Source organism: Pseudomonas sp. SIMBA_068, assembly GCF_046534705.1.
Classification (GTDB): Bacteria; Pseudomonadota; Gammaproteobacteria; order Pseudomonadales; family Pseudomonadaceae; genus Aquipseudomonas; species Aquipseudomonas putida.
On the sequence record NZ_JAWRYI010001276.1, the window covers coordinates 1 to 247 of the forward strand.

The window sequence follows — 247 nt, forward strand, 5'->3', positions numbered from 1 at the left end:
GGTACACGCGGGCATTGGCAATCGGCCCGCCGATATGCAGCGACCGGCCCACTTCGACGCGCCCGCTGGTGGCGACCACCGTGGCTTCAGTGGGGCCATAGTTGTTGATCACCTCGAAGGTTTGCGCTCGGCTGTACGTGCGCAGACGGTCGCCACCAATCAACAGGGTGCGCAGGGTCGGGTGTTCCAGTTGCCGGCTGAAAGCGTACTCGGCCACCGGTGTCGGCAGGAAGCACACGTCCAAGGG

General features: G+C 65.2%; 1 protein-coding gene. It reads right to left on the reverse strand.

Annotated features, from left to right (window positions below):
* Window positions 1-247, reverse strand: a 247-nt coding sequence (locus SB756_RS33670; protein ID WP_410913712.1) for a hypothetical protein, incomplete at both ends; no start/stop codon positions are given.